Annotated in this window: 5 protein-coding genes; all 5 read right to left on the bottom strand. The window is 65.1% G+C overall.

The genetic code is table 11. The features are described 5' to 3' along the window. Positions 1 to 13: 13 nt before the first annotated feature. A complete protein-coding gene (locus EN780_RS24840; RefSeq protein WP_128275597.1) occupies positions 14 to 700 on the bottom strand; it encodes a TIGR02453 family protein in 687 nt (228 codons plus the stop codon). Then, the gene (gene ligA, locus EN780_RS24835) at positions 700 to 2,904 is read right to left on the bottom strand and encodes an NAD-dependent DNA ligase LigA (protein WP_128275596.1); all 2,205 of its coding nucleotides are present in this window, start codon (positions 2,902 to 2,904) and stop codon (positions 700 to 702) included. Before ligA ends, EN780_RS24840 begins: the two co-directional genes overlap by 1 nt. 285 nt (positions 2,905 to 3,189) lie before the next feature. Further along, positions 3,190 to 4,863: a DNA repair protein RecN gene (gene recN, locus EN780_RS24830; protein ID WP_128275595.1), complete on the bottom strand. Its 1,674-nt coding sequence runs from the start codon at positions 4,861 to 4,863 to the stop codon at positions 3,190 to 3,192. An 8-nt stretch (positions 4,864 to 4,871) separates the two neighbouring features. Beyond that, the gene (locus tag EN780_RS24825) at positions 4,872 to 5,741 is read right to left on the bottom strand and encodes an outer membrane protein assembly factor BamD (RefSeq protein WP_127286449.1); all 870 of its coding nucleotides are present in this window, start codon (positions 5,739 to 5,741) and stop codon (positions 4,872 to 4,874) included. Positions 5,742 to 5,957: 216 nt separating this feature from the next. Then, the coding region (locus EN780_RS24820) for a UDP-3-O-acyl-N-acetylglucosamine deacetylase (RefSeq protein WP_189556708.1) at positions 5,958 to 6,453 on the bottom strand (496 nt) is incomplete at its 5' end.

Here is a 6,453-nt window from a genome sequence, read left to right as displayed (position 1 = left end):
AGCATGGCTCGCGCTATTGCGCCTTGCCCTGGATGGCCCTGCCCCAGTCGAGCAGTGGCTTGGCCCGCAAGGTGAAATCGACGAGCTCGTCGACCAGCGCCGGCGAGTGGATCCCGGCCGGGTCAATTGCCTGCTGGACGTAAAAGTGCCGGTTGCGGATGGCTTCGGCCAAGTCGCTGTCAGTGACATGCTCGAAGCCGCGCGGCGTGCGCTTCATGCGATCCTCGGTCTCGAATTCGAGACGGTTCTTCTTCAAGGCCGCCACCAGCGCGCGATACTTCTCCGGCTTCGTCGCGATGGCGTTGCGCATGGCGAGCAGCAGTTCGGGGCTGGGCTGCCACCAGGCGACGCCCGAGAAGCACCGCTCGAGCCCGATATGCACGTAGAACACGCCCTGCTCCATCTTGGTGCCGTCGGGCGACAGGATGGCCGACAGATGCCGGTTGTAGGGCCGCTTGTCCTTGGAGAAACGCACGTCGCGATTGATGCGGAACAGCGACTTCTTGCGGTCGCCGCGCAGGCCAAGTCCGGCCGCGGCGAAACGCTCGGTCAGCGTCTCGACGAGATCGCAGAACGGCTCGTGCAGCTCGCTCTCGTACAGGTCGCGGTTCTCGTGAAACCACTCGCGGTTCTGGTGGAAGTCGAGCGCCTTGAGGAACGGAATGGCCTTTTGGCCAAACCCCTTGAACGGGCCGGCCATCACGCCTTGCCAACCCGTTGCAACCATGTGTCCTCGTCGATGACTTCGACGCCGAGTTCACCGGCAAGCTTCAGCTTGGAGCCCGCGCCCGGACCGGCCACCAACAGATCGGTCTTCGCCGACACCGAGCCCGCCACCTTGGCGCCAAGCCGTTCGGCCATGGCCTTGGCTTCGGAGCGCGTCATCTTTTCCAATGAACCGGTAAAGACGATCGTCTTGCCGGCGACCTCGCTGTCGGCCGAGACCGTGACGATATACGGCTTTGGCTTGACTTGCTCGAGCAGCTTCTCAAGCACGTCGTCGTTGCGTTCATTGCCGAAGAAATCGCGCAGCGCGCCGATCACCGTATCGCCGATGCCGTTGATCGAGGGGAAAACGCTGTGCGGATCGTCGGCCTTTGCCGTCTCCTTGCCGATGCGGATCAGCTCCTCCATGGTCGAGAAGGTCCGGGCCAGCACGGCGGCTGTCGTTTCGCCGATATGGCGGATGCCGAGGGCGAAGATGAAGCGGTCGAGCTCCGGCTCACGGCGCGCGTCGATGGCCGCGAACAGCTTGTCGAGGCCTTCATAGTTGCGATCCTCGGCGCTGCGCACATTCTTGCGCGTCTTGCCCGATGCGGCCTCGCGCAACCTCGCCTGCTCCTCGCGCCGCCCGGCCAGCGCCCTGGTGACGTCGGGACGACGATCCTTGAGCGTGAAGATATCGGCGGCCGTCTTGATCAATCCGGCGTTGAAGAAGAGATCGATGTTTTCCGCGCCCAGCCCCTCGATATCCATGGCGCCGCGCGAGACGAAGTGGCGCAATCCCTCCACGGCCTGCGCCGCGCAGATCAGCTCGCCGGTGCAGCGGCGGCGGGAATCTTCCTTGCCGGTCTTCTCGTTGATCTCGCGCGTCGCCGGCGAACCGCAGATCGGGCAGGTATGCGGGAATTCATAAGGCACGGCATCCGACGGGCGCTTGTCGATGACCACGCTGACGATCTGCGGAATGACATCCCCTGCCCTCTGGATGACCACAGTGTCGCCGATGCGGACGTCGATGCCGTCGCGGATCGGCAGGCCGTTGCTGTCGAGACCCTTGATATAGTCCTCATTGTGCAGCGTGACGTTCTCGACCACGACGCCGCCGACGGTGACGGGCGCCAGCCGCGCCACCGGCGCCAGCGTGCCGGTGCGACCGACCTGGATGTCGATCTTCTGCACGGTCGTCATCGCCTGCTCGGCCGGAAATTTGTGCGCGACGGCCCAGCGCGGCTCGCCTGTGACGAACCCCCACCGGCGCTGCAATTCCAGCTGGTCGACCTTGTAGACGACCCCGTCGATGTCGTAGCCCAGCGACGAGCGCTGCTCCTCGATCCGATGATAGTGCGCGATCAGTTCCTCGATCGATTTCGCCCGCACCATCAACGGGCTGACCTTGAACCCCCACTCGGCGAATTTCTGCACCGAATCATATTGGGTGGGAGCCGGATCCGCCGTCGTGTAGCCCCAGGCATAGGCGAAGAACTTCAGGTTGCGGCTGGCGGTGACTGATGGATCCTTCTGGCGCAGCGACCCGGCAGCGGTGTTGCGCGGATTGACGTAGTCCTGACCGCCGGCGGCCGCCGAACGTTGCTTCAGCGCCTCGAACTCGGCATAGGTCATGTAGACCTCGCCGCGTATCTCGATCGAATCGGGCCAGCCCGAGCCCTTCAGGGTTTTCGGGATATCCGCGATCGTCTTGAGGTTGGCGGTGATGTCTTCGCCGACGGCGCCGTCGCCGCGCGTTGCGCCCTGCACGAACACGCCGCGCTCGTAGCGCAGCGAGGCCGACAGCCCGTCGATCTTCGGCTCGGCCGTGAAGGCGATGTCCAGATCCTTGTCGCGGTCGAAGAAGCGCCGGCCGCGCTCGATGAAGTCGGCGACGTCCTGGTCGGTATAGGCCTTGGAGAGGCTGAGCATCGGCACGGCATGGCGAACCTTGGCAAAGCCCTCCGCCGGCGGCGCGCCGACCCGCTGTGACGGCGAATCCTCGCGCACCAGGTCCGGGAAGCGATCCTCGATGGCGAGGTTGCGGCGCGTCAGCGCGTCGTACTCCGCGTCGGAGATTATCGGCGCGTCGTCGGTATGGTAGCGCCGGTCGTGCTCGGCGATCTCCGCCGCCAGCCGCTTCAGCTCGTCCGCGGCCTCGCTTTCGCTCAGCGAATCGACTGGTTTTTCCGACATGCTTGGCAAGTCCCTGAGTTATGGCGCGCCACTATAAATCAGGATTCGCCGACCGGGAGTCGGCTTGCGCAAAAATCATTCCCGAACAGCAGGATGCAGCCATATCCTGACTCAGATTCCAAGCACAGAGAATCAAGCACCCAGGATGTGTTGAGATTCAGGTCAGGCCGAGGCGAGAATGGTGGCTTCCGAGAACCGGAGCGGAGCGTACTTTTGGGTACGTGAGCACCGGAAGCTCAGGAAGCCGCCGTTCGCAGGCCGGCCTCGCCTGAATATCGACGCAGCCTAGGCTGCGGCCGTGTTCTCGCGCAGCAAACGCTCTGCCGCCGCGCGCGCCTCGTCGGTGATCGTGGCGCCGGCCAGCATGCGCGCGATCTCCTCCTGGCGCGCCGGCCGGTCCATCTCGGCGATGCCGGTGGCGACCCTGTCGGTGCCGCCGGATTTGGAGATCAGGAAATGCGTTGCCGCGCGTGCCGCCACTTGCGGCGCGTGCGTGACGGACAGCACCTGCACCCGCTTCGACAGCCTGGCCAACCGCTGGCCGATGGCATCGGCCACGGCGCCGCCGACGCCGGTGTCGATCTCGTCGAAGACCAGCGTCGGCGCCGAGCCGCGATCGGCCAGCGCAACTTTCAGCGCCAGGAGGAAGCGCGACAGCTCGCCGCCGGAGGCGACCTTCATCATCGGGCCGGGCCTGGTGCCCGGATTGGTGCGCACCCAGAACTCGACCTGGTCGATGCCCTCTTCCATCCGGCTTTCGGCATCGCTCGTTATCTCGACGATGAACTCGGCGCGTTCAAGCTTGAGCGCCGGCAATTCGGCCATCACCGCCCTGGTCAGGCCGACGGCGGCGGCATGGCGAAGCGACGACAGCTGCGCGGCCGAGATGTCGTAGGCCTCGCGCGCCGCGGCCGCCTGTTTCTCCAGCCCGTGCAGGCGTTCCTCGCCGGCATCGAGATCGGCGAGGTCGGCGGCCATCGTGTCGCGCAACTGCGCTAGATCGTCGACCGCCACGCTGTGCTTGCGCGAGGCGGCGCGCAGCGCGAAGAGCCGTTCTTCCGCCTTCTCCAGCCGTTGCGGATCATATTCGGTGGCGCGCAGCGCCGCTTCGACGCCCGACTGCGCGGCATCGAGTGACAGCATCGCCTCGTCAAGCGACTTCACCACCTCATCGAGCAGGCCCGGCGCCTCTCCTGCCTTGCGCTGCAGGCGCCTGAGCAGGCTGGCCAGCTGCGGCAGCGGCGAGGACGGTCCCGAAAGCACATCCTGCGCGTCATGGATTTCCGAGGCGATCTTTTCCGCCCGCATCATCATGGCGCGCAATTCGGCAAGCTCGCTCTCCTCGCCCGGCTGCGGATCGAGCTTCGCCAGTTCGGCGACGGAGGCGCGCAGATAGTCGGCTTCGCGCGCCGCGGCCTCGACCTTGGCGCGATGCTTGGCAAGGTCCTGCTCGCAGCCGCGCCAGTAGCGCCAGGCCTCGCCCGTCGCGCGCGCGGCGCCGAGATGGCCGCCGAAACTGTCCAGCAATTCGCGGTGCGCGCCCGGATCGACCAACGCCCGCTCGTCGTGCTGGCCGTGGATCTCGACCAGCGCATGGCCGATATCGCGCATCAGCGTGACGCTGGACGGCTGGTCGTTGACGAAAACGCGCGTGCGGCCGTCGGCCGTCTGCACGCGGCGCAGGATGATGTCGCCGTCATCCTCGATGGCGTTGTCGGCGAGCAGCGCGCGGGCCGGATGGTTGCGCGGCACGTCGAACACGGCGATGACCTGGCCCTGCGTGGCGCCATGGCGCACGAGTGCCGCGTCGCCGCGCGCGCCGAGCGCCAGCGACAGCGCGTCGAGCAGGATGGATTTGCCGGCGCCGGTTTCGCCGGTCAGCACCGAGAGGCCGGGCAAGAAGTCGATGTCCAGCTTCTCGATCAGGACGATATCGCGGATCGACAGCCTGGACAGCATCGCGGATGTCAGGCGCCGGTGATCAGCTTCCCGGCCTTGGAGATCCACGACCCCGCATTTTCGCGCGGCTCAAGCCCGTTGCTCTGCAGGAGCTTGTAGGAATCCTTGTACCACTGGCTGTCGGGATAATTAGTGCCGAGCACCGCGGCGGCGGTCTGCGCTTCCGATGTCAGGCCCATCGCGTAATAGCTTTCGGTCAGGCGCGCCAGCGCCTCCTCGACATGGCGGGTGTTGGAATAGTTCTCGACCACGGTGCGGAAGCGCTTGACCGCGGCGATATACTCGCGGCGCTCGAGATAGTAGCGGCCGATCTGCATCTCCTTGCCGGCGAGCTGGTCGTTGGCGAAGCGGACCTTCTCCTTGGCGTCGTCGACATATTCTGAGGTCGGCCAGCGCGTCACCAGATCCTGCATCGTCTGCACGGTCAGGCGCGCTTCCTTCTGGTCCTGCGTGACGTCCTTGATCTGGCGGTAGTAGCTCAGCCCGATGATGTACTGGGCATAGGCGGCGTCATCCGTCGACGGGTAGAGCGTCAGGTAGCGTTTGGCCGAGCCGATCGCCTCGTCGTAGTGGCCGGCGCGATAGTCGGCGAAAGCGCCCATCACCATCGATTTGCGGGCGAATTCCGAATACGGGTGCTGGCGGTCGACCGCGTCGAACTTCTTGCTCGCCTCGTCCAGGCGGCCGGCATTCAGATTGGCGAGGCCCTGATTGTAGAGGACGTCCGCGGGCTCGGTCTGGTCGACATAGGTCGACAGGTCGACATCCTTCTCGGAGGACATGCAGGCCGACAGGACGAGCGATGGAACAACCACCGAAAGCGCCAGGAAAACGACCCGGTGCGGTGCTTTCGATTGACCAACTCGCTTGAAGAACATGATTGGATTCCGCCCTTTCGGCGTCATTTCAGTCGTCATTTCGCTCTGGGGCAGCAGCCATAAACCATAACCGCCTTGCCCGGCAACGCTATCTCCGGCCAATCGCACATTTTTGTGGCGGTTCGGCACCGACCCAAGAATGGCACGATTTCACCAACCGGTGATGCATCCATGCAACACCGGCCGGGCGCTACAAAGCCAGAAAATCGTTAAGAATCAAATCATCCAGGGCGCGTAGAGGGGCGCGCTGACGGCAATCATCTCTGCGCTGCGGCCGCGGTCGCGGCGCGTCGGTTCGACGATCTCGAAGGCGGACCGGTCGGGCAAAAGCCGACGCAAGGCCGCCGCATTCATCCGGTGGCCGCCACGATAGGAGCGGAAGCAGCCGATGAAGCGGGCGCCGGCGAGCGCAAGGTCGCCCATCGCATCCAGCGTCTTGTGGCGCGCGAACTCATTGGCGTAGCGAAGGCCGCCGATGTTGATGACGCGGTTGTCGTCGCCGATCACCAGCGAGTTCTCCAGCGACGAGCCGAGTGCATAGCCGGCCGCCCACAGCCGCTCGACGTCCTTCATGAAACCGAAGGTGCGGGCGCGCGCGATGTCGCGGCGAAAAATGTCGGGATTGATGTCGGAAGCGAACAGCTGGCGGCCGATTGCCGGGCTTTCGAAATCGATCTCGATCTCGAAGCGCGTGCCGTCATAGGGCCTGAAC

Origin of the sequence: Mesorhizobium sp. M4B.F.Ca.ET.089.01.1.1 (assembly GCF_004022605.1) — a bacterium.
GTDB lineage: Bacteria > Pseudomonadota > Alphaproteobacteria > Rhizobiales > Rhizobiaceae > Mesorhizobium > Mesorhizobium abyssinicae.
The sequence above is the reverse complement of the archived record's forward strand: the minus strand, read 5'-3'. Positions and strand labels throughout refer to the sequence as shown.

Excerpts from the sequence above, each read along its gene's own strand:
- EN780_RS24840 (WP_128275597.1), bottom strand. The coding sequence starts at position 700 with ATGGCCGGCCCGTTCAAGGGGTTTGGCCAAAAGGCCATTCCGTTCCTC.
- ligA (WP_128275596.1), bottom strand. The coding sequence starts at position 2,904 with ATGTCGGAAAAACCAGTCGATTCGCTGAGCGAAAGCGAGGCCGCGGAC.
- recN (WP_128275595.1), bottom strand. The coding sequence starts at position 4,863 with ATGCTGTCCAGGCTGTCGATCCGCGATATCGTCCTGATCGAGAAGCTG.
- EN780_RS24825 (WP_127286449.1), bottom strand. The coding sequence starts at position 5,741 with ATGTTCTTCAAGCGAGTTGGTCAATCGAAAGCACCGCACCGGGTCGTT.